A 23,306-nucleotide genomic window follows, 5' to 3' on the forward strand; every position below is an offset into this window, starting at 1 on the left:
TTTTTGAACAGAAAAATTATAAATATACAATTGATTTTATTTTTATACAGTATTATAATGGTAACTAATTTAACGGAATGAATTGAAGGTGATTGAGGTTGAATATAGGAATTATCGGGGCAACAGGATATGGCGGTGTGGAACTTTATCGAATTTTAGCCAATCATCGGTATGTCGAAAACATTCATTTATATACATCTTCAGCAGAAAAAAAGAGCTATATTGACGAATATCCGCATTTATCCCATATAAAAGAAAATGAACTAAAACCGCTAGAGCCGGATCAAATAAAAGAAGAAAATGATGTTGTTTTTCTTGCGACGCCGTCGGGGATATCGGCTTCACTGACGCCGGAATTGCTTGACGATCAATTGAAAATCATCGACTTATCAGGCGATTTAAGGTTAAAAAACAGTAATGATTATGAAAAATGGTATAAAAAAGCACCAGCGCCTGAAATGCTTTTGCAGGAAGCGGTATACGGCTTGACAGAGCTGTATCGTGAGGATATTAAGAACGCTAAAATTTTGGCGAATCCTGGATGCTATCCAACTGCAACCTTGCTTGGCCTAGCACCGCTTGTGCGGGAAAAAATCGTCAAAGAGAACTCGATCATTGTTGATGCAAAATCGGGTGTTTCAGGTGCAGGTCGAAACGCGTCACTTGCTACAAGCTTTGTTGAAATACAAGATAATTTCAAAATTTATAAAGTACATCAGCATCAGCACATACCGGAAATTGAACAGGAGCTTCATAAGTGGGACGAGAAAGTCGGCTTCATTTCGTTCAGCACCCACTTAGTGCCGATGACAAGAGGGATTATGGCGACAATGTATATTGAATTATTAGAAGAATGGAATACTTCAAAATTAGTAGATTTATATGAATCGTTTTATAAACATTCACCATTTGTGAGAGTGCGTACAAACGGAACGTTCCCAAGCACAAAGGAAGTGTACGGCTCGAATTATTGCGATATCGGTCTTGCATTTGATCAAAGAACAAGTCGGTTGACAGTCGTATCTGTCATTGACAATTTGATGAAAGGCGCTGCAGGGCAGGCAGTGCAAAATTTCAACATTATGTCAGGATTCCAAGAAAATGAAGGACTAAACTTTTTGCCAGTATATCCATAACATCAAGGAGGACTTCTAGTGACAACCAAAATAAGAAAAATAGACAACGGTTCAATTACAACACCGAAAGGCTTTTATGCAGGCGGCTATGAAGCGCACATCCGCTACACTCATAAAAAAGACATCGGCATCATTTATAGTGACGTTTCAGCAACAGCTGCAGCTGTTTACACACAAAACGTTGTGCAAGCTGCCCCAATTTTTGTGACAAAAGAGAGCATTGCAAAGGAAAACAAAATTCAAGCGGTGATTGTCAACAGCGGCAACGCCAATGCCTGTACAGGCGAAAAAGGTTTAAGCGATGCATACGCAATGCGGAAATGGACGGCTGAAAAGCTTGGAATTGCAGATCATCTTGTGGCTGTCGCTTCAACAGGAGTAATTGGCGAATATTTAAACATGGAAAAAGTCCAAGAGGGGATCAACAATATTGAATATGAACGTTCATCAGCAGGAGCCAAAAGCTTTGCCGAGGCTATTTTGACAACAGATACGTGTGAAAAGACTGCCTGCTATCAATTTGAAATCGAGGGAAAACAGGTGACCATCGGCGGAGCAGCAAAAGGATCGGGGATGATTCATCCCAACATGGCGACAATGCTCGGGTTTTTGACGACAGATGCGAATATCGATGAAAAATCGCTGCAGCAAGCTTTCCGGGAAGTTATCGATGAAACGTTTAATCAAATAACCGTTGACGGCGATACATCAACAAATGATATGGTGCTTGTTTTAGCAAACGGAAAAGCTGAACACTCAATGCTGACGGAAGAGCATCCAGATTGGCCTGTTTTTAAAGAGGCGTTGAGAAAAGTAAGCGAAGATTTAGCAAAGCAAATTGCCAGAGACGGTGAAGGTGCGACAAAATTGATTGAAGTTTCTGTTAATGGGGCTAAATCAAAGCAGGAAGCGAACATCATTGCCAAGACGATTGTCGGATCCTCCCTCGTCAAAACTGCAATATATGGAAAAGATGCGAACTGGGGAAGAATCTTGTGCGCCGCCGGCTACAGCGGAGCGGAATTCGATCCGAATCAAATGGAAGTGTATCTCGGCCATATCTTATTATTTAAAAACGGATTGCCAGTTTCATTTTCGGAACAAGAAGCGATCCAATATTTGGATCAGGAAATCGTAGAAATCAAGGTAATGTTAAATAATGGTGAAGCACAAGGAAAAGCATGGGGATGTGATTTAACATATGAGTATGTCAAAATCAATGCAAGTTACCGGACATGATAAACCGATTGTTGTCATTAAGCTTGGCGGCAGCATGCTGGAACAGCTGTCAGAAAGCTTTTTAGACAGCATAAAAGAACTGTTAACTACGAAACGGGTCATTATCGTCCACGGTGGAGGACCGGACATTAACAATATGTTGACAAAATTAAATGTAAAAAGCGAGTTTTACAACGGCATGCGTAAAACGACAAAAGAAGTGCTTGAAATTGCAGAAATGGTTCTTTCAGGAAAAATTAACAAACAGCTTACGGCTCTGTTGACACAAAAAAATGTGAAAGCGATCGGCCTTTCAGGCACTGATGGTCAGCTAATTGTCTCGTCATTTTTAGATGAAGAAAATCTTGGCTTTGTCGGCAAAGTCGAGCAGATTAATGATGAACTATTGCGTTCGCTGCTAATTCTTGACTATGTTCCAGTCATTGCCCCGATCGGCATAACGGCGAATGGGCAAAAATTAAATATCAACGCAGATCTGGCTGCTAGTGCAATTGCTGAAAAAATAAATGCGGAACAGCTGCTGTTTGTGACAAATGTTCCGGGAATTTTACATGACGGCAAGCTTATTGAAGAAGCGACGGAAACGATGATCGAAAAACTCATTGAACAGAAGGTTATTTACGGCGGGATGATTCCGAAAGTACAGGCGGCTTTAGATGCGCTTTCTGATCAGCTTGAGCATGTGATGATTGTGAGCGGCAACGACCGTATTTTTAAGGAAGGGAAAATGATCGGGACGAAAATTACGAAAAAACGAGAGGTCGTGGTCAAATGAGTTATTTATTTCCAACCTATGCGAAGTGGGATGTGGCGATTGAAAAAGCAGAAGGAAGCTATGCATATGATGCAAACGGAAAAAAATATTTAGATTTTATTTCCGGAATTGCTGTATGCAACCTGGGTCATTGTCCGAAGCAAGTGGCGGATGCCATCACTGAACAGCTGCAAAAGGTATGGCATACTTCTAATCTTTTTCATATCCCCCTTCAAGAAGAGGTTGCCAAGCAATTGGTGGAGCATTCAAGCGGAGATGCCGTATTTTTTGCGAACAGCGGTGCCGAAGCGAATGAAGCCGCCATTAAACTGGCTAGAAAACATACCGGCAAACATAAAATCATTACATTTTACCAGTCTTTTCACGGCAGAACATTTGCGACTATGACGGCTACTGCTCAAGAAAAAGTACATAAAGGGTTCGGTCCTCTCATTCCTACGTTCGAATATCTTCCTTACAATGATGCAGCTGCGGTGAAAAACATTCATGATGAGGATATAGCTGCTTTTATGCTGGAAGTGGTTCAGGGCGAGGGAGGAGTTATTCCTGCAACGAAGGAATTTTTACAGGCGGTAGAAGAAAAGTGCAGCGAGATCGGCGCATTATTCATCGTCGATGAGGTGCAAACTGGAATCGGACGCACCGGAAAAGCATTCGGCTACCAGCATTACGGCATTTCTCCGGATATTATCACTGTCGCCAAAGGATTGGGAAGCGGATTTCCTGTCGGAGCCATGATCGGAAAACAAGAATTGATCGAAAGTTTTTCACCGGGAACACACGGTTCAACGTTCGGCGGGAATTATTTGGCTATGGCAGCTGCGAAAGCGACTTTGGAAACTGTTTTTCAGCCAAGCTTTTTGCAAAGCGTTCAGGAAAAAGGTCAGCGGCTGTTCGAAGGTCTATCAGAACTCTTGAGAGATGTGCCTACTGTAAAAAAAGTGCGGGGTAAAGGATTGCTGCTTGGAATTGAGCTGGATATTGAGGTCAATAAAGTGCTTGCTTCTTTAAGAGAAGAAGGACTTCTAGCACTTTCAGCTGGATCCAATGTGTTACGGCTTCTTCCTCCGCTCACTGTTTCGAATGAAGAAATTGATTTAGGACTGGGCATTATTGCTTCTGTTTTGAAAAAAGAAAAGATCTTCTCTTCCTAAAAGAGAAGAATTTTCTTGCAAATTGTTGTATAAATATACATCAAAGAGGTGTTCAATATGCAAGGTTATCTTGTATTAGAAGATGGAACAGTTTTTGAAGGCAAGATGGATGAAATCGTGTCTCCTGTTAAAGGGGAACTCGTTTTTTATACAGGAATGACAGGATATCAAGAGGTGTTGACAGATCCTTCCTACAAAGATCAAATCGTCGTTTTTACGTATCCGCTTATTGGCAATTACGGTATCAATGATCAAGATTTTGAAAGCAAAAAGCCGCAGGTGAAAGGGGTCATCCTTTTTCAGCTGACTGAACACTATTCCCATTATAAAGCGAACCGTTCATTAAAAGACTATTTACAAAAATGGAATATTCCTTATTTAACAAATGTTGACACGAGAGCTGTTGTCAAACAAATCCGATCAAAAGGGACATTGCATGCGGTCATTTCAAAAGACAAACAATACGACTCTCAGGATAAGCTCTCCGATTTTCCGATTCGCGACGTTTCTGCAAGCGAAATCGAAACGTTTGGCAATGGTGCGACACACATTGCGTTAATTGATTTTGGATTTAAAAAATCGATTTTGAATTCTTTGCTGAAAAGAGGCTGTAAAGTTTCAGTCGTTCCGTTTCATCAAATGGAAAAAGTGTTTGAAATCAAGCCGCATGGCATCGTGCTGTCGAACGGACCGGGCGATCCAAAGCAAATGAAAAATTATTTTTCTACATTAAACCAATTGATGAAGCAATATCCGACGCTCGGGATTTGTTTAGGGAATCAGCTGATTGCCCTGTCGTTTGGCGGGAATACAACAAAGCTCAGATTCGGGCACCGCGGAGCAAACCATCCGGTAATTGATCAAAAAACAGGAAACGTATTTATTACATCACAAAACCACAGCTATGTGGTGGATAAAAAAAGCTTGGAAAAAACACCTCTTAAATTGCGATATACAAATGTCAATGACGGCTCAGTTGAAGGGCTTGAGCATGAAAAATTGAAAGTCATGTCTGTTCAATTTCATCCGGAAGCCCATCCAGGACCGGAAGATGCTAGTTTTATTTTTGATGAATTTTTAGACACATATGTAGCAGCAGGGAGAGAAAAAGTCTATGCCTAAAGATACATCATTAAACAAAATACTAGTGATCGGTTCAGGTCCGATCATTATCGGCCAAGCGGCGGAATTTGACTATTCTGGGACACAGGGATGCTTGGCGTTAAAAGAAGAAGGATTTGAAGTTGTACTTGTTAACAACAATCCTGCAACGATTATGACCGATACGAAAATTGCCGATGCGGTCTATTCAGAGCCGCTTACGGTGGAAAGCATTGAAAAAATAATTGCAAAAGAACGTCCAGACGGCCTTTTGGCAACATTGGGGGGGCAGACGGCTTTAAATCTAGCTGTGGAGCTTGATCAGGCAGGGATTTTGCAAAAATACGGCTTGAAACTGCTCGGAACCTCGATCGAATCGATTCAAAAAGGGGAGGACCGGGAGCTATTTCGAAAGCTGATGATTGATTTGAACGAGCCGATCCCGGAAAGCAAAATTGTGGAGGATGTTCCGTCCGCCCTTCAATTTGCTGATGAAATTGGTTTTCCGATTATCATTCGTCCGGCTTATACGCTTGGCGGCAAAGGCGGAGGCATCGCCTACAACCGAGAAGAGTTTATTTCCATTGTCACAAATGGACTTAAAATGAGCCCAATCAATCAAGTGCTTGTGGAAAGAAGCATTGCCGGATTTAAGGAAATCGAATATGAAGTGATGCGCGATGCAAAAGGTACTTGTATTACCGTCTGCAATATGGAAAACATTGATCCAGTCGGAATTCATACCGGGGATTCGATCGTTGTTGCCCCATCTCAAACATTAACAGATGAAGAATATCAAATGCTCCGGCAGGCGGCTTTGAAAATCATCGATGCATTAAAGGTGGTCGGGGGCTGCAACATTCAGTTTGCACTTGACCCTGAAAGCAAGCAATATTACGTGATTGAGGTCAACCCTAGGGTAAGTCGCTCTTCCGCACTTGCTTCGAAAGCGACCGGTTATCCAATTGCCAGAATGGCTGCAAAGCTAGCTGTTGGCTACTCATTAGCGGAGCTGAAGAACCCGTTAACGATGTCGACATATGCCAGCTTTGAACCTGCACTTGACTATGTAGTTGTCAAATTTCCGCGCTGGCCGTTTGATAAATTTACAAAAGCAGATCGAAAGCTTGGAACAAAGATGAAAGCAACCGGCGAAGTGATGGCGATCGAACGGACGATGGAAGCCGCTCTGCAAAAAGCTACGGAATCGTTGGAATTAAATAATATCGGCATTTATTTGCCTAAGCTTGTGAAAGAAGATACGTCAGCTCTTATTAACCGCCTCCAGCATGCAGATGATGAACGCTTTTTCATCTTAATGGAGCTGTTAAGAAGAGGAGTTTCTATAGATGAGCTTCACAGCCAGACAAAAATTGACTATTATTTCTTGCATGTTTTCAACCATCTAATTGAACTTGAAGGAAAAGCGAAAAAAGAAAAGCTGTCTCCAAGCCTTTTAAAAGAACTGAAATTTTTCGGTTTTTCCGACCGTTCGATTTCATATTGGCAAAAGACAGAAGAAAAAGAAATCCGAAAGCTCCGTAAAGAGTGGGGGATTAAAGCCATATTCAAAATGGTTGATACATGTGCCGCAGAATTTGAAGCGAGAACAAATTATTTCTATTCTACGTACGTTTTCGGTGAAAACGAAGCTGTCTCCACAAGCGGAAAGAAGAAGGCGCTTGTCATTGGTTCCGGCCCGATTCGCATCGGACAGGGAGTTGAGTTTGACTACAGTGCTGTTCACTGCATTCAAACATTGCAAAAGCTTGGATATGACGCGATCATGATCAACAATAATCCTGAAACGGTCAGCACTGATTATGAAACAGCGGATCGATTATATTTTGAGCCGTTAACAGTCGAGCATATATTAAATGTTGTTGAAAATGAAAACATTGACGTAACGCTCGTCCAATTTGGCGGCCAGACGGCGATCAACTTAGCGGAGAAGCTTGAAAAAGCAGGCGTGAAGCTGCTTGGTACAACTTCTGAGCTTCTGGACATATTGGAGGATCGAGAAAGATTTTATCAGCTATTAGACGAAACGAATATCCCGCACATTCAAGGAGCAATGGCACATACAAAAGAGGAGGCGATATCGGAAGCGAAAAAGCTGCGGTATCCGATCCTGTTAAGACCTTCATATGTTATTGGCGGAAAAGGCATGGTGAAGGTAAAAAATCAAGAAGAGCTGCTTTCGTTAGTGGAGCAGACGGACGAAAATCATTTTCCTCTTCTTTTAGATGAATTCCTTTTTGGTCAGGAAGCGGAGGTTGATTTAATAGCTGACGGGAAAAATGTGTTTATTCCGGGATTTATGGAGCATATCGAGCCCGCTGGTGTTCATTCTGGCGATAGTTATGCGATTTTTCCAGCTGTGTCGTTGTCAAAAGAAATAAAAGAAAAAATGACCGACTATGCGGAAAGAATGGTTCAACATTTGCAATATAAAGGCATTATGAACATTCAATTTTTAATTGATGGTCAGGACGTTTATGTGCTGGAAGTGAATCCGCGTGCGAGCCGGACTGTGCCGATCGTCAGCAAAGTTGCCGGAGTGCCGTTAGTAGATCTTGCGACAACCATTTTAACCGGAAAAATGTTAACTGACTTACATCCTCAAATAGCAGCCCATGAATATGTGGCTATTAAATATCCGGTATTTTCAACGCACGCCCATTCAGATGTCGATATGAAACTAGGTCCGGAAATGAAATCGACGGGCGAAGGAATGTGTGTCGGCAAATCTGTGGAGGAAGCGATGCGGAAGGTATTCGATCATTTATTTCCAATTCATTCGGACGGTATTTTTGTGGATGGAGATAAGAAAGATGATGTACTCGATTATATAAAACCGGTAACGGATAATTTTGAAAGTTGGCTTGAGAAAAAAGAAGCGGTGCTTTATTATAATCCGGAAGAAAACGATCAGGCAAAGGCAAGACGACAAAAAGCGCTTGAACGAGGAATTATGGTATTGACGGAAGAAGCATCATTTCAGGCATTTTTAAGTGCACTAACAGTTAGCAAATACACGCCTATTTCTTTACATGAACTGTCAGAAAAAGGAGTCGAAATGAGTTTATGAGCACACTTAAAGGTCGTAACGTTTTAAAGCTGCTTGATTTTACATCAGAAGAAATTCAATATTTGCTCGAGGAAGCATTGAAATTAAAGCAAAATCCGCTATCAAACGTCCTTCATGGGAAAACGCTGGCGATGATTTTCGAAAAATCATCCACTCGAACTCGTGTCTCCTTTGAAGTAGGAATGCTGCAATTAGGGGGACATGCGCTTGCCCTTTCTTCAAAAGAGCTTCAGCTCGGGCGCGGTGAGACAATCGCTGATACAGCGAGAGTATTGTCGCGATATGTGGATGCCATTCTTCTCCGCACAACTGACCACAATCGGGTCAAAGAGCTTGCCGAATATGCAACTGTCCCTGTCATCAATGGTTTGTGCGACTTGTACCATCCTTGCCAAGCGTTAGCTGATTTATTGACAATTTATGAGCTGAAAGGCAAATTTTCAGGCGTAAAAGTCGTTTATGTTGGCGACGGCAACAATGTAGCCCACTCCCTTATGGTTGGCTGCGCAAAAGTTGGCGCTCATTTTACGATCGCAGCCCCAGAAGGCTATGAGCCAAATGAAAGCATTTTGAAACAGGCGAAAGAAATTGCTGGCGAAACGGGCGGGAAAGTCGAATTAATTCATAATCCAGACGAAGCGGTTCAGGATGCTGATATTATTTATACGGACGTTTGGGTCAGCATGGGACAGGAAGAAGAAACAGAAGCAAGAATGAAAGCATTTAAACCGTTTCAAGTAAATCAATCCTTGCTGGCAAAAGCAAAACGAGATGCAAGCTTCCTTCACTGCCTGCCGGCTGCGCGCGGTTTGGAAGTGACAGATGAAGTGATGGACGGAAGCCAATCAGCGGTATTTTTGCAGGCCGAAAACCGCCTTCATGCGCAAAAAGCAATTTTAAAAGAAATTATGGCTTAACAAGATCTTTCGTTGATAAAGCAGGATGATCTCCTGCTTTTTTCTTTTGAAACCGGGGCGAAAGGTTTTACTCTACTGCATATATATCCAGACAAAAAAGAACGACAGGTGAGACAATTTTGGGAATAATTGTAAATAATGATTCTCGCAGAAACAGTAAAAAGAGCTTTTGATCCAGCATTCGGTGCTTGAACGCTTAAACGATTTTTTCAAAAGGATGCCATATGCAGTGAGTTCGATTTTGGGCGTTGAGTAAAGTTTCGAAGTACATCACATAATGAAAATTATCAAAGGTGTTTCTGTCTATACATGAAAAATCTTCTGATAGCCAACAATAATGTCCAAGGAGGGATGATTCATGGGTCAAAATCGTCAATTCAGGCCTGGTCAAAAAGCACCTAACAACGGAATTTACATCGAAGTCGGCGAGACCGGATCGATGGTGGTCGATCCCAAAAAGGTTGAACTCAAAGCAGGAGATCGATTCCCCGAAACATCCAACCATAATCGGGTTTGGACCTATAAGCGCAAGCCGTAATATTTCGAACAACGCTAAGCCATTCGGAAAACGAATGGCTTTACTTGATTTATAAAGAAGTTATAATAAAATTAAAGGTCAAAAAAAGTCAAAATAGGGGCGTTTCGGTATGGATGTAAATCAATTCACGGAGAAGCTGCAAAAAGGTCTGGTAGAAGCTCAAAAAATCGCAAAAGAACATGAACATCAAGAAGTGGATGAATTTCATATTTTACTTGCTTTTCTGCGGCAGTCTGACGGGATTTTTCCAAGAATTTTAGAAAAGCTTAAATGTCCTGTACAACAAATTGAGTCAGCGATCAACGAGTATTTACAAAAAAAGCCGAAAATATCTGTTCACGGAAACGGTGAGGTAAGTATTTATATTTCCCGTACTCTTTCAGAAGCTTTTGCAAAAGCGGACGAAATAAGGAAAGATTTTCAAGATGATTATTTATCAGTTGAACATATTATATTGGCATTTACCGAATCGAGCTCAAAAGAAGTGAGAGAGCTTTTTCAGCAATATCACTTAACAAAAGCTGCCATATTGAAAGTGTTAAAGGAAATAAGGGGGAATGCTCGGGTGACATCACCTAATCCAGAAAGCACTTATGAAGTATTGGAGAAATACGGCCGTGATTTAGTTAAAGAGGTGAAAGAAGGAAAAATTGACCCTGTCATTGGCCGTGATCAAGAAATTCGGCGCGTGATCCGAATTTTATCAAGAAAAACGAAAAACAACCCGGTGTTAATCGGTGAACCAGGGGTTGGAAAAACAGCGATCGTGGAAGGATTAGCCCATCGGATTGTACGAAAAGATGTACCGGAGGGATTAAAAGATAAAACAATATTTGCTTTAGATATGAGCTCGCTCATTGCGGGAGCCAAGTTTCGCGGAGAATTTGAAGAAAGATTAAAAGCTGTTTTGCAAGAAATTAAAAAGAGCGATGGACGGATTATTTTATTTATTGATGAATTGCACACAATAGTCGGGGCCGGCAAAACAGAAGGAGCGATGGATGCCGGCAACATGTTAAAGCCGATGCTTGCGAGAGGTGAGCTGCACTGCATAGGAGCAACGACACTTGATGAACATCGCAAGTATATTGAAAAAGATCCGGCGCTTGAGCGGCGTTTTCAACAGGTGCTTGTGAGCGAACCGTCTGTGGAAGACACGATTTCTATTTTACGAGGACTAAAAGAACGGTTTGAAATCCATCATGGAGTCAAAATTCATGATTCGGCGATTGTAGCTGCGAGTGAGCTCTCGCACCGCTATATTACAGAACGCTTCCTGCCTGATAAAGCGATTGATTTAATCGATGAAGCATGCGCGATGATCCGCACGGAAATAGATTCAATGCCGACAGAACTTGATGAAGTGACGAGAAGGATTATGCAGCTTGAAATTGAAGAGGCTGCATTGAAAAAAGAAACGGATGACATCAGCCGAATCAGATTGGAAGAGTTGCAAAAGGAACTTGCAAATTTAAAAGAGAAAGCAAATGAAATGAAGGCGAAATGGCAGCTTGAAGTCGAAGGTATTCAACAGCTTAGAAGCTTGAGGGAAGAGCTGGAAAAAGCACGCAGAGATTTAGCTGATGCTGAAAATGAATACGATTTAAACAAAGCGGCTGAGCTGCGCCATGGAAAAATTCCGGCGCTGGAAAAACAAATCAAACAGCTGGAAGAAGAAATGAAGCAGAAAGAGGAAAACAAGATGCTTCGCGAGGAAGTAACAGAAGAGGAAATTGCCGGTATTGTGTCAAGATGGACTGGCATTCCGGTAGCAAAGCTTGTACAAGGGGAAAGAGAAAAGCTTCTGAAGCTTGAACAAATATTAAAAGAAAGGGTCATCGGGCAAGACGATGCAGTTGAATTAGTATCGGATGCAGTTTTGCGTGCGCGGGCAGGCATAAAAGATCCGAACAGGCCGATCGGCTCCTTCCTCTTTTTAGGTCCGACAGGGGTCGGGAAAACGGAGCTGGCGAAAGCATTGGCAGAAGCGCTTTTTGACAGCGAGGACGAAATAGTCCGCATTGATATGTCGGAGTATATGGAAAAACATTCTGTCTCAAGGCTGATCGGCGCACCTCCGGGTTATGTCGGATATGAAGAAGGAGGACAGCTGACGGAAAAAGTTCGGAGACATCCGTACTCGGTTATATTACTGGACGAAATCGAAAAGGCTCACCCAGAAGTGTTTAACATATTGCTGCAAATGCTTGATGACGGCAGGGTGACCGATTCGAAAGGAAGAACAGTTGATTTTAAAAATACAGTGATCATTATGACATCCAACATCGGTTCTCAGCATTTGCTCTCCGGTTTAAATGATGAGGGGGAAATAACAGACGAAGCGAAAAAGAAAGTTCTTGATGAGCTCTCCATGCATTTCCGGCCAGAATTTTTAAACCGGATTGATGACACGATCCTGTTCAAGCCTTTAACAATGAACGAAGTAAAAGGAATAGTAGAAAAACTTTTAAAAGAGCTTCAAGCGCGCCTATCCCATAAACAACTTACACTAAAGATTACAGATGAAGCGAAGGAATTCATTGCAAAAAGAGGATTTGATCCTGTATTTGGCGCACGGCCGCTGAAACGGTTTATTCAAAAGCATGTAGAGACAAAACTTGCGAAAGCGGTTATTGCTGGAACCGTTCATGATCGTGACCAAGTTCTGTTAGGGGTAGAAAATGAAGAAATTGTTATAAAAACGGATTTGCATGCTCATGAGAAGAGCGGAGCAGCAAAATTAGAATAGCTATAAATGGATATTAAAACCCTTCTCAATCGAGGAGGGTTCTTTTTTTGTGCGCCCGGCATGGGTGTAATCTATAGGGTGAAAGTCCCGAGCTGCGAAGGCAGAAGTAGCAGTTAGCTTAACGCAAGGGTGTCCGTGGTGACGCGGAATCTGAAGGAAGCGAGCGGCAAACTTCCGGTCTGAGGAACACGAACTTCATATGAGGCTAGGTATCACTGGGTGAGTTTGCAAGACAAAACAAAGCCCTTTCTGCCGAAGGTGATACAGAGTAAATGAAGCAGATGGATGGAAGGAAAGATTACACTCTTACCCGGGGAGGTCTGGCTGGCACGCCAAGTAACCTTGGTAACCTATCTAGTGATAGATAGCTGAACAGTCAGAAGTCAGCAGAGGTCATAGTATTAGTTGGTCTAGAACAACTAAGAAGGACCGAACAATTAAGAGAGAATAGCCCTTGGCATTCAGTGAGTCATGATGAACACAGAAAACGTAGTACCTCACTTGAGGGAGGAAGCGGTGAATCCCGTGGGAGATCTCTTGGAGGGTGGAGTGACCACTGGCATAAAGAGAACAGCTATTCACGGAAGTTATAAAGACTTGCGTCAATTATCTTAATTGAACCGCCGTATACGGAACCGTACGTACGGTGGTGTGAGAGGACGGGAGTTAATCGCTCCCTCCTACTCGATTGTGCGGACCATGTAGACATAGGAAACTGTGTCCTGGTGGCGGGGAATCTGATTCGGAGACTAAAAACAGGGCGAGATTCCTATCAGGCTAGTTTCATGGGGAGATTGCACAGCTAAGCAAGCCTGATTCTGCCTAAAAGACTAGAAAACTATAATTGGAAAAGTGTAGTGATTTATAAGTTTTTCCGCCAATCTTAGTTGTGCTGACGTATACGTAACAGCTTCATGTAAATTTGCTAGGCTGAAATCTTAATTATACTGACGTATATGTTAACTGGTAAGGGTCTGTCCAAAGACAAATCTCCATTGAAAACAAAAAATCACAGGGGATGTCTTAAGCCCAAAAATGACTTATTAGACTATCCCCTTTTTTTGAATTTGTCTATATTATGGCGTAACAAGTGAGGCTTCGCCGATAGCAGCAGGCATCTAATCGCTGATTTTCGTTTTAAATAAAAAGAAATTGGCAATTCGCCAATTTCGACAAATTCTTAATGCTCTTCTGAAGGTTCAGCCGGAATTAACTCCCCAATTATAAAGAGAAGTACGGTAAAAACAACAGAGATTATAATTGCTGTTGAAAAATGGAATGCAGAGCCTGTCATGGAAGAAACAACATAGCTGGCCATGTTGACAAGCAAAAACGTCCAAAAAAATGTTGCGAAATATCTCATTATCTTCACCTCGTTTATTCCTGTCTTTACTTATATTATCATACAACATTTTTCATGAAAACGGTTGTTTCGCGATTTTTTTGCGAGCCTTTTTGACATTTCGTACATACATTATAAAAGGTCATCGATGGAAAGGTGGTGGGCAAATGGAAGGTGTTTCGGAAAGATTTTTTCAAATTGAAAACGAGTGGAATGTCATTCATCTTCCGGAAAAGCCGAACGGATTCGGCATCTTGATCATTGGCGATCGAACCCATTTTGTTGAAAATGGTTCAAGCTACTGGTTGGAGCATTACGGGCGGCGTCAGCTGATCAATACGTTAAAAAGCTGCGGATATACATTGTTTCATTCCAATCTTTACGGACGCCATTGGGGCAGCTCTCACGCCGTTTTGTTGGCAAAACAGCTTTATCATCTTGTCATGAAACAAGAAATTTTAAATAAAAAAATCCATATACTGTCTGAAGGTATAGGAGCACTCGTTGCGCTGCAGTTGATGGAAGAGATGCCAAATTCCATCCGTTCATCGGTGATGATCAATCCTTGTTTGGACATAAAAGCCCAAATAGCGGAAGAGAAAAAGAATAAATTTTTTTACAAACAAATGATAAAAGAACTATCAAAAGCTTACCAATTAGATGAAAAAGCTGTCACCCATTATCCCTTTGTCCGTATACAAGACTTTGTATCAAAAATACCTGTAGGCATCTGGCAGAAAATGAACGGGGGAAGCTATTCCTATAAAATTCATGGAAAAAAATATGAGGAATGGAGAAAGCAGCTGAAAGCTCCAATTCAATTCACATTTTATTTCCAGGAAAATATAAATCGGATCCATGATATGATAAGAAGTTTTTACAAAGAGCATGAAAGAATCTTATAGAAAAGGAATTGAGGACTGGGCGAAAATGCTCAATAAGTGAGCAGGCTGCCCCCTTTTTGTTTGAAAAGGGCATTGGACTAATCTCTTCTTTTTTCGCATACGATACAATAATAGTTTTTTCATAAAGGAGGTTTTCAAAATGTCAACTGCCTTAAAGCAGTGTAAACATATTTTAATTGTTGGGGTTCATCAATTTGAAGGCTTTCATATATGTTCAAAACTGGTAGAGGAAGGATTACTAGTCGATGGAGTGGTAATCGTTCCTAAAAATCCGTTGCAAAAAAAAATATGCGAAGAAGAAATGATGTGGCTCGGGCGGAACGCACATTTTCATTTATTGGAAGAAGACAGCTGGATAGAGGATGCTTCCAAAAAGCAATATGATTTGATTTATTATTGTCAAACAGATCATCAACCGATAGACGATGAAGCTGAAAAACACCGATTGGAAAAAACGGTCGAAATCGCATCCCTCAAGCAGACTCCGATTATTTTTATATTTTCTCTTGAAGGAGAAAATCCGCAGGAAGATAGGGATGAAGAAATTGACAGCTGGATGCAGCAAATAGGACAAAAATGGACTTTCCCTTATTTATTTGTTTATCTTCCAACCGTTTTCGGACCTTGGCAGCCGCTAGGCCATTGGATTTCGAACAGTTTGTTGGAATGTACAGGCATCAGCCGTTCCAAGACGAATGCGAATGAAAAAATTGTCATTCGCGACATTCTTCATATTGATGAAATAGTTCCGGTGTTAACAGAATTTGACGAAGATTTGTTTGCGAAAAAAACAATTTACTTGATTTCCGACGACAAAGAGCGCATCAAGAAGGTGATGAGCTTTTTTGACATTTTTCATTACATTTACAAGCCTATATCGAAAAGCGAACATCATTTAGTTGTTCCAAAGACGGTCGAAAACATTGAAAAGAGTTTGCAAGAATTAAAAGATTTTTTCCTGCACAATACACGCAGACTTTATACCTAAATATAAAATTTCTTTACTTCATTGACGGCGTATAGCAAAATAAAAGAGGAATGAAGTGAAACGTGAAAATTTTAGTACTAAATATACATCGTGTTAAAGAGGAAGCTTCCTAGAGAAACGCCTCATAAGCTATATTTCGTGACAATCAAATTGACCGTAAATTCAAAAGATCGTTTTGAACTTAGCTGAGATCGATATGTAATCATTTCGATTATTGAGAAACCTCACCATTTCAATGATGATGCAGTTCACTGGTTTAAAGGAGTTGCTTGGTATGTATAAAAAAATGTTTGTGATCATTTTTATTTTATTATTTCTCGTTGGCTGCGGACAAGCATCAGAAAAAGGAAAACTGAAAAAGGTGGGTTTGCTCGTTCCTGAAACGATTAATGATCAAGTTTGGGGGACAAAAGGGTATAAAGGGCTGTTAAAAATTCAGTCTGAGCTGAATGTAGATGTTTTTTATAAAGAAGGAATGAATTCCGAAGCGGCGGTGAGGGAGGCGGTCGAAGAATTTCACGGAAAGGGAGTTAATTTAATTATCGGGCACGGTCACGAATATGAGGGTTTTTTTAGAGATTTGCTGGATCTATATCCAGATATTCATTTCGTTTTTTTTAATGGTGATGCAAAAGGCCCGAATGCCACAAGTTTAAATTTTGAGGCGCATGCCATGGGCTTTTTCGCAGGAATGGTGGCAGCACATATGACAAAAACAAACGAAATCGGAATTATTGCCGCTTTTGAGTGGCAGCCTGAAGTGGAGGGGTTTTATCAAGGGGCGCAATTTGAAAATCCAAACGTAACCATTCACATTGAATATGTCCAAGGGTTTGATCATATTGACTTGGCGCTTGAGAAGCTCGATAAGCTTGTCGCAGAAAATGTAGATGTTGTTTATCCGGCAGGCGACAGATACAACGTGCCAGTGATCGAAAAAGTGAAGGAAAAAGGAATATATTCAATTGGCTTTGTTTCAGATCAAAGTGATTTGAGCGAACAAATGGTTTTAACAAGCACAGTACAGCATGTGGATGAGTTGTATTTATTAGTCGCAAAAAAATTTATAAAAGGCGAACTGGAAAGCGGGAATTTATATTTTGATTTTCAAGATGGTGTGATTGATTTAGGGAAGTTCAGCCCTCTAGTAGATAAAGAATTTAAAAATAAAGTTTTAAAATATGTGGAAGAATATAAGAAAACAGGGAAATTGCCTAACGAATAATGCTATGGTGAGATAAATAAAATAAAAATTTTGGGGGATGGTTGAATTCATCCCCTTAATTTTTAAATAGTTTTTTAATTTGATTGACGAACGGCTTTATTTCTTTAATAATTGGCTTCAGCTCAGATAATTTTGTCACAATATCATCGACTTGCTCAAAAATTTTTTGATAGTCTGATTGCTCGTTTTGCTCGTTTTTTTCGGAAGTTTTTTCAGAATGAACCGGAAGCTGCCGGCCGAACATAAATTGGGTAAAAAAATCGGGTTCTGGTGCTTCTGCTTTCTCTTTTTCATCTTCCTGCCGCTCGTTTACGTTTTCATCACTCATTCCCGTTTCACCTTCCGTTCTTTTTTCCTTTTCATCCTATTTTATGAAACAAAACTGAGTAAGGAATAGACGATTAGCTCAATCTATCAGTCAAAAACAAGAAAACCTGTAGTTAACTGTTATGAAGCATATTGCTATAAGTAGAAAAATAATATAAAATTAGTACCAAGTCATAACATTTGATAATAATTTTTTGTGAAGGAGATGTTCTTGATGAGAGCTGGGATCATCGGGATAGGCCGTTATATACCGGAAAAAGTTGTGACTAACTATGATTTAGAAAAAATCATGGATACGTCTGATGAATGGATTCGAACAAGAACCGGCATTGAAGAGCGGAGAATTGCTTCAGATGATATGAAAACATCGGATTTGGGCGCAAGAGCGGCATTAGAGGCCATTGAAGATGCAAAAATTTCCCCGGAAGAAATCGATATGATTATAGTTGCGACCGCAACACCTGATCAATCCTTTCCGTCAGTTGCCTGTGTTCTGCAGGAAAGACTTGGTGCAAAACGGGCTGCTGCTTTGGACATAAGCGCCGCATGTTCAGGTTTTATTTATGCGATGGCAACGGCAGAGCAGTTTATACAAACAGGAGCTTATAAAAAAATTCTTGTCGTTGGAGCCGAAAAGCTTTCGAAAATTACGGATTGGAATGACCGTTCAACAGGTGTTTTATTTGGGGATGGTGCCGGGGCGGTTGTTTTAGGAGAGGTAAGTGATGACAGAGGGATTCTCTCATTTGAGCTAGGAGCGGACGGAAGCGGCGGCAAGCATTTATATGAAAAAGGCCATATTGTGATGAACGGGCGTGAAGTATTTAAATTTGCTGTGCGGCAGATGGGAGAATCAAGCATTAATGTACTGGAAAAAGCGGGATTAACGAAAGAAGATGTTGACTTTCTCATTCCGCATCAAGCAAATATCCGCATTATGGAAGCCGCCAGACAACGGCTTGAATTGCCGGAGGAGAAAATGTCCAAGACGATTCACAAGTACGGGAATACTTCCGCAGCATCAATACCAATTTCTTTATACGAAGAAGTAAAAGCTGGTAAAATAAAAGATGGTGATCTTATTGTGATGGTCGGCTTCGGCGGAGGTTTAACATGGGGAGCCATTGCATTAAGATGGGGACAGTAAAATCAATCAATCAAAAATAAAAATGCTTTTTTTCCGTCATACAAACCGAAAAAGGCGAGGTGTAATGATATGGAAAAACGTAGAGTAGTTGTAACAGGCATCGGTGCCGTGACACCGATTGGATTGGATGCGAAAACAAGCTGGGAAAATGCTTTGAAAGGTGTATCAGGCATTGGAGAATTGACGAGAGTCGATAAAGACATATTTCCTGTCAAAGTTTCCGCCGAAATAAACGATTTTAAACCTGAAGATTTTATGGATCGGAAAGAAGCGAGGAAAATGGATCGCTTCACACAATTTGCATTAGCCGCCTCGTTGATGGCGCTTGAAGATTCAGGTTTAAAAATAAATAATGAAAACCGTGAACGGGTAGGTGTTTGGATCGGTTCAGGCATAGGCGGAATGGAGACGTATGAACAGCAATTCGAAACTTTTCTGGAAAAAGGTCCGAGACGTGTAAGTCCTTTCTTTGTTCCGATGATGATTCCTGATATGGCAGCCGGACAGGTGTCCATAGCGATCGGCGCGAAAGGTCCAAATTCATGTACAGTCACTGCCTGTGCAACAGGATCAAATTCAATCGGCGATGCCTTTAAAGTAATTCAACGTGGCGATGCCGATGTGATGATTACGGGCGGAACAGAAGCGCCGCTGACCAAGATGGCTTTTGCAGGTTTCAGTGCAGCAAAAGCGTTGTCGACAAATCCTGATCCGAAAACTGCTAGCCGTCCTTTTGACAAAAACCGCGATGGCTTTGTCATGGGAGAAGGTGCAGGAATACTTGTTCTTGAAGAGCTGGAACATGCTTTAAAACGAGGAGCAAACATTTATGCAGAAATCGTCGGCTATGGATCAACAGGCGATGCCTATCACATTACACAACCGGCTCCTGGCGGAGAAGGCGGAGCACGTGCAATGAAAATGGCAATTCAAGATGCAGGCTTAAAACCGGAAGATATCGATTATATTAATGCCCATGGAACAAGTACCGAATATAATGATAAATTTGAAACATCGGCGATTAAAGAAGTTTTTGGCAGCCATGCTTATCAATTAACCGTCAGCTCGACAAAATCGATGACAGGTCATCTCCTTGGAGCAGCAGGAGGAGTTGAAGCCATTTTCACCATTTTAGCAGTGAAAGAAAATATAATTCCTCCGACAATTAATTATGAAACACCTGATCCTGACTGTGACTTGGATTATGCTGTTAATCAGGCTAAACAAAAAACAGTTCGGGCGGCGCTCAGCAATTCCCTTGGTTTCGGAGGACATAACGCCACGCTCGTTTTCAAGAAATTTGAAGAAGCCTGATGTCAACATATAGGAAATTAAGGATTATATGAAACCGTTATTGCCTAAACAGGCAGTAGCGGTTTTTCTTGTGCGCCCGGCATGGGTGTAATCTATAGGGTGAAAGTCCCGAGCTGCGAAGGCAGAAGTAGCAGTTAGCTAACGCAAGGGTGTCCGTGGTGACGCGGAATCTGAAGGAAGCGAGCGGCAAACTTCCGGTCTGAGGAACACGAACTTCATATGAGGCTAGGTATCACTGGGTGAGTTTGCAAGACAAAACAAAGCCCTTTCTGCCGAAGGTGATACAGAGTAAATGAAGCAGATGGATGGAAGGAAAGATTACACTCTTACCCGGGGAGGTCTGGCTGGCACGCCAAGTAACCTTGGTAACCTATCTAGTGATAGATAGCTGAACAGTCAGAAGTCAGCAGAGGTCATAGTATTAGTTGGTCTAGAACAACTAAGAAGGACCGAACAATTAAGAGAGAATAGCCCTTGGCATTCAGTGAGTCATGATGAACACAGAAAACGTAGTACCTCACTTGAGGGAGGAAGCGGTGAATCCCGTGGGAGATCTCTTGGAGGGTGGAGTGACCACTGGCATAAAGAGAACAGCTATTCACGGAAGTTATAAAGACTTGCGTCAATTATCTTAATTGAACCGCCGTATACGGAACCGTACGTACGGTGGTGTGAGAGGACGGGAGTTAATCGCTCCCTCCTACTCGATTTAAAAAAATTCAAACATCTTTCTTTTCTAATGAATAGTGTAGAAAAGGAGGTGCGAAGATTTGGGAGTTATTGACACAAAAAACTGGTTGAAGGAAAGCCGGAATCCAATCGAGCTTTGTGAAAAGCTAGAGAAATATTTTCACCATTTACAAGCGGATGAAATCCATCACTACCTGTCACAATACGGCATGCTTCGAACTGGCTATGAACATTGGCTTGTTAAGGCTGATGATTCGAATATTTGGACAAAAGCAAATAACATTTTTTTGAAGTTAAAGAAAAGATGGAACGGTCCAGATGTCCCTATTTTTATTTTTCCTGTTGAAGAGCGAAAAAGTTTTTTTGGGAGAGATTTTAAAGGTCGTTCGGGGTTGTCTTTTCAGGATAAAATGTTTTTATTTTTATCGCCGGATGTAAAAAATGATGAGCTCATTGCGCTATTGATTCACGAATATCATCATATTTGCAGGCTTAGGAAAAATCCGAAGCACGAAAAAGACTATACGCTTCTTGATGCGATTATTTTGGAAGGTTTGGCGGAGCATACGGTTTACAGAACGATAGGTGAGCAGCATGTAAAAAATTGGGTGAAAAAATATTCGAAGAGACAACTATACAGCTGGTGGAAAAATTTAATTGTTCCGAATCAAGACATAAAATGGGACCATCCGTTATTCGATCAGCTTTTGTTCGGAAAAGGCTTTTATCCGACCATGCTTGGATATGCAATTGGATATGATATCGTACAAACGTTTTATAAACAAAAACCGTTTTCAACAAAAGAAAGCTTTTATTTGCCTGCCGAACAATTCGTGGAAAGCTATGAAACAAAGGAATAGGCTCCTTTGTTTCTATATTTATTAATAATTTGGACAGACTGTGAATATGAATAAAAAATAGAACGAAACTTCCAATGATGGGGGAATGGATTTGGCACGATTAAAACGACCATGGCTGTATATATCGATTCTCTTGTTTTTATTGCTTCTACATGGCTGCTCAAGTCTGGATTATAATAGAAAGCCGCAACCAACGGTTAAGGAGATAAAGGAGGAAGAGCTCGATCCGCTGATTGTTCCGGAAACATTTATAATCGGTTCAACTGAATCGCCGCAGCTTTTTAATCCTTTGTATTCTCTAGATGAATCAAGCTCGCAGTTAGAAGGGATGCTTTTTGATGGACTGGTGACAGTTGATGAGCAGCTGCGGCCGAAACCGCATCTGGCTGAAAAGATTCAGCAATCAGAGAATGGACTTGAATATACGGTCACTATTCGGCGCGGGGTCAAATTTCATGACGGAAAAGAATTAACGGCGGATGATGTTGTTTTTACTTACAGCATTCCTTTAAGCCCTGATTATAATGGCGAAAGAAGTTCAGACTTTGAAATGATTGAAAGCATTGAAAAGCTTGATAAGTATACAGTGAAATTCCGTTTAAGAGAAAAAGACGCCTCCTTTCTTCCAGTCACATTATCATACGGCATATTGCCGAAGCATTTGTTGAAAAATGTACAGGTTGCAAAATTAAAGGAGCATAAGTTTAATACATCACAGCCTGTGGGCACTGGGCCTTTTCGGTTCGTAAAATGGGAAAAGAATGGATTCGTAGAGCTGGCCGCAAATGAACATTATTTTTTAGGGAAGCCTCGAATCAAATCAATCAAGTATAAAATTGTTCATAATCAGGAAGCTCTTTACGAACAGCTGAAAAATGGCGAGGTTCATTACGCCCCTGAAATAGAACTAACCAACGTAAAAAAAATAAAAAGGTTAAGAGGATTGGACGTTCAATCGAACATTTCCCATTCTTATGTGTTTATCGGCTGGAATGAAAAAAACGAACTTTTTCAAGATAAAAAAGTAAGGCAAGCCTTGACGATGGCGATCAACCGCAAAGCTATCGTTCGCAAGATTTTGCACAGACAAGGAAAGGAAGCACATATTCCAGAAACGCCTATTGCTTCTATTTTTACCGACGAAATTCAAACATTAAAGTATAACCGGAGAGAAGCAAAAAAGCTGCTGAAAGAAGCGGGATGGGAAGATACGGACAGGGACGGCATACTGGATCGAGAAGGAAAAGATTTCTCGTTTACGTTAAAAACGAACAAAGGAAATGTTGTTCGCGAAAAAGTTGCGTTGCTCGTGCAAAAACAATTGAAAGAGATCGGAATTGACGTGAAAACGGAGTTTTGGGAATGGGAAGATTTAATTAAGCAAATTTCACCGCCGAATTGGGATTACGATGCGTTGATTTTAGAATGGTCGTTATCTAAATTTCCGAATCATTTTGATATTTTCCATTCCAGTCAGAGAGAATATGGATTGAACTTTGTTTGGTGGGAAAACGAACAGGCCGACCTGCTGTTGTCTAAATCTAGAAAAATAATGGACGAAAGCGAACGAAAACAAATTTACAAGGAGATATTTCAAATTATCGAGGATGAACAGCCATATACAGTTTTATACTATCCGAAGGAATTTCGGGCGTTGCCTGAACGATTAAACGGCTATATTTTTCATCCGAAAAATTACTTTTATAAAGTGCATGAATGGTCCTTTTCTGAAAGCTGACAGGCCTGAAATCCGCATTGATCAAAAGTGGAATACGTAATGAAGAAAAGTTTTTTGGGCAATGAAAAAT

General features: G+C 41.0%; 18 protein-coding genes. 16 read left to right on the top strand and 2 right to left on the bottom strand.

Features of this window, described 5'->3' with window-relative positions:
* Positions 1-98 precede the first annotated feature (98 nt).
* The 9 genes from argC to clpB all read left to right on the top strand — a co-directional run bounded on the left by argC (position 99) and on the right by clpB (position 12,700).
* Entirely contained in the window at positions 99-1,136 is a 1,038-nt protein-coding gene (argC, locus tag NSS70_RS06165) for an N-acetyl-gamma-glutamyl-phosphate reductase (protein ID WP_340881085.1), read from the top strand.
* A gap of 18 nt (positions 1,137-1,154) precedes the next feature.
* A complete protein-coding gene (argJ, locus tag NSS70_RS06170) occupies positions 1,155-2,375 on the top strand; it encodes a bifunctional ornithine acetyltransferase/N-acetylglutamate synthase (protein WP_063387020.1) in 1,221 nt (406 codons plus the stop codon).
* Complete coding sequence (gene argB / locus NSS70_RS06175) at positions 2,338-3,150, top strand: acetylglutamate kinase (RefSeq protein WP_232515496.1); 813 nt, start codon at positions 2,338-2,340, stop codon at positions 3,148-3,150. Before argJ ends, argB begins: the two co-directional genes overlap by 38 nt.
* Positions 3,147-4,304 (top strand): acetylornithine transaminase, encoded by a 1,158-nt coding sequence (locus NSS70_RS06180; protein WP_066248379.1) that lies wholly within the window; start codon positions 3,147-3,149, stop codon positions 4,302-4,304. Before argB ends, NSS70_RS06180 begins: the two co-directional genes overlap by 4 nt.
* Before the next feature lie 57 nt (positions 4,305-4,361).
* Positions 4,362-5,426 carry a carbamoyl phosphate synthase small subunit gene (locus NSS70_RS06185; protein ID WP_063387018.1) on the top strand — a complete coding sequence of 355 codons (1,065 nt, stop codon included), beginning with the start codon at positions 4,362-4,364 and terminating at the stop codon, positions 5,424-5,426.
* Positions 5,419-8,496 carry a carbamoyl phosphate synthase large subunit gene (locus NSS70_RS06190; RefSeq protein WP_340881086.1) on the top strand — a complete coding sequence of 1,026 codons (3,078 nt, stop codon included), beginning with the start codon at positions 5,419-5,421 and terminating at the stop codon, positions 8,494-8,496. The genes NSS70_RS06185 and NSS70_RS06190 overlap by 8 nt, the downstream gene beginning before the upstream one ends.
* Positions 8,493-9,413 (top strand): ornithine carbamoyltransferase, encoded by a 921-nt coding sequence (gene argF, locus NSS70_RS06195; RefSeq protein ID WP_066248375.1) that lies wholly within the window; start codon positions 8,493-8,495, stop codon positions 9,411-9,413. The genes NSS70_RS06190 and argF overlap by 4 nt, the downstream gene beginning before the upstream one ends.
* 358 nt (positions 9,414-9,771) lie before the next feature.
* The gene (locus NSS70_RS06200) at positions 9,772-9,951 is read left to right on the top strand and encodes a YjzC family protein (protein WP_063387015.1); all 180 of its coding nucleotides are present in this window, start codon (positions 9,772-9,774) and stop codon (positions 9,949-9,951) included.
* A gap of 109 nt (positions 9,952-10,060) precedes the next feature.
* Positions 10,061-12,700, top strand: a complete 2,640-nt coding sequence (clpB, locus tag NSS70_RS06205) for an ATP-dependent chaperone ClpB (protein WP_340881088.1) — start codon at positions 10,061-10,063, stop codon at positions 12,698-12,700.
* A gap of 1,180 nt (positions 12,701-13,880) precedes the next feature.
* Here the strand turns inward: clpB and NSS70_RS06210 are convergent.
* Positions 13,881-14,063 carry a YjzD family protein gene (locus NSS70_RS06210; RefSeq protein ID WP_063387013.1) on the bottom strand — a complete coding sequence of 61 codons (183 nt, stop codon included), beginning with the start codon at positions 14,061-14,063 and terminating at the stop codon, positions 13,881-13,883.
* A 146-nt stretch (positions 14,064-14,209) separates the two neighbouring features.
* Here NSS70_RS06210 and NSS70_RS06215 point away from each other — a divergent pair, with 146 nt between their 5' ends.
* The 3 genes from NSS70_RS06215 (at position 14,210) to NSS70_RS06225 (ending at position 17,160) form a co-directional block, all read left to right on the top strand.
* Positions 14,210-14,947, top strand: coding sequence for a hypothetical protein (locus NSS70_RS06215; RefSeq protein ID WP_311067038.1), 738 nt, complete (start codon positions 14,210-14,212; stop codon positions 14,945-14,947).
* Between the two features lie 139 nt (positions 14,948-15,086).
* Positions 15,087-15,935, top strand: a complete 849-nt coding sequence (locus NSS70_RS06220) for a hypothetical protein (RefSeq protein WP_327873811.1) — start codon at positions 15,087-15,089, stop codon at positions 15,933-15,935.
* A gap of 274 nt (positions 15,936-16,209) precedes the next feature.
* On the top strand, positions 16,210-17,160 hold the full coding sequence (locus NSS70_RS06225) for a BMP family ABC transporter substrate-binding protein (protein WP_340881090.1): 951 nt from the start codon (positions 16,210-16,212) through the stop codon (positions 17,158-17,160).
* A 55-nt stretch (positions 17,161-17,215) separates the two neighbouring features.
* Here NSS70_RS06225 and NSS70_RS06230 read toward each other — a convergent pair whose 3' ends face one another.
* A complete protein-coding gene (locus NSS70_RS06230; protein WP_063387009.1) occupies positions 17,216-17,488 on the bottom strand; it encodes a hypothetical protein in 273 nt (90 codons plus the stop codon).
* 213 nt (positions 17,489-17,701) lie between these two features.
* Here NSS70_RS06230 and NSS70_RS06235 point away from each other — a divergent pair, with 213 nt between their 5' ends.
* From NSS70_RS06235 to NSS70_RS06250, 4 genes are all read left to right on the top strand, one after another.
* Complete coding sequence (locus NSS70_RS06235) at positions 17,702-18,634, top strand: beta-ketoacyl-ACP synthase III (protein ID WP_063387008.1); 933 nt, start codon at positions 17,702-17,704, stop codon at positions 18,632-18,634.
* Between the two features lie 69 nt (positions 18,635-18,703).
* Entirely contained in the window at positions 18,704-19,948 is a 1,245-nt protein-coding gene (fabF, locus tag NSS70_RS06240) for a beta-ketoacyl-ACP synthase II (protein ID WP_063387007.1), read from the top strand.
* 770 nt (positions 19,949-20,718) lie between these two features.
* A complete protein-coding gene (locus NSS70_RS06245) occupies positions 20,719-21,498 on the top strand; it encodes a DUF2268 domain-containing protein (RefSeq protein WP_340881091.1) in 780 nt (259 codons plus the stop codon).
* A 91-nt stretch (positions 21,499-21,589) separates the two neighbouring features.
* Complete coding sequence (locus tag NSS70_RS06250; RefSeq protein ID WP_327847688.1) at positions 21,590-23,236, top strand: peptide-binding protein; 1,647 nt, start codon at positions 21,590-21,592, stop codon at positions 23,234-23,236.
* The last annotated feature ends 70 nt before the right edge of the window (positions 23,237-23,306 follow it).

It is taken from the genome of Aeribacillus sp. FSL K6-2848 (assembly GCF_038004325.1).
Classification (GTDB): Bacteria; Bacillota; Bacilli; order Bacillales; family Aeribacillaceae; genus Aeribacillus; species Aeribacillus composti.

Bases quoted from the DNA above. Each gene is read 5' to 3' on its own strand.
- argB (WP_232515496.1), top strand. From the start codon at position 2,338: ATGAGTATGTCAAAATCAATGCAAGTTACCGGACATGATAAACCGATT.
- NSS70_RS06180 (WP_066248379.1), top strand. From the start codon at position 3,147: ATGAGTTATTTATTTCCAACCTATGCGAAGTGGGATGTGGCGATTGAA.
- NSS70_RS06230 (WP_063387009.1), bottom strand. From the start codon at position 17,488: ATGAGTGATGAAAACGTAAACGAGCGGCAGGAAGATGAAAAAGAGAAA.
- argF (WP_066248375.1), top strand. From the start codon at position 8,493: ATGAGCACACTTAAAGGTCGTAACGTTTTAAAGCTGCTTGATTTTACA.
- NSS70_RS06215 (WP_311067038.1), top strand. From the start codon at position 14,210: ATGGAAGGTGTTTCGGAAAGATTTTTTCAAATTGAAAACGAGTGGAAT.
- fabF (WP_063387007.1), top strand. From the start codon at position 18,704: ATGGAAAAACGTAGAGTAGTTGTAACAGGCATCGGTGCCGTGACACCG.
- NSS70_RS06220 (WP_327873811.1), top strand. From the start codon at position 15,087: ATGTCAACTGCCTTAAAGCAGTGTAAACATATTTTAATTGTTGGGGTT.
- NSS70_RS06200 (WP_063387015.1), top strand. From the start codon at position 9,772: ATGGGTCAAAATCGTCAATTCAGGCCTGGTCAAAAAGCACCTAACAAC.
- NSS70_RS06210 (WP_063387013.1), bottom strand. From the start codon at position 14,063: ATGAGATATTTCGCAACATTTTTTTGGACGTTTTTGCTTGTCAACATG.
- NSS70_RS06185 (WP_063387018.1), top strand. From the start codon at position 4,362: ATGCAAGGTTATCTTGTATTAGAAGATGGAACAGTTTTTGAAGGCAAG.
- NSS70_RS06235 (WP_063387008.1), top strand. From the start codon at position 17,702: ATGAGAGCTGGGATCATCGGGATAGGCCGTTATATACCGGAAAAAGTT.
- NSS70_RS06225 (WP_340881090.1), top strand. From the start codon at position 16,210: ATGTATAAAAAAATGTTTGTGATCATTTTTATTTTATTATTTCTCGTT.
- NSS70_RS06190 (WP_340881086.1), top strand. From the start codon at position 5,419: ATGCCTAAAGATACATCATTAAACAAAATACTAGTGATCGGTTCAGGT.
- clpB (WP_340881088.1), top strand. From the start codon at position 10,061: ATGGATGTAAATCAATTCACGGAGAAGCTGCAAAAAGGTCTGGTAGAA.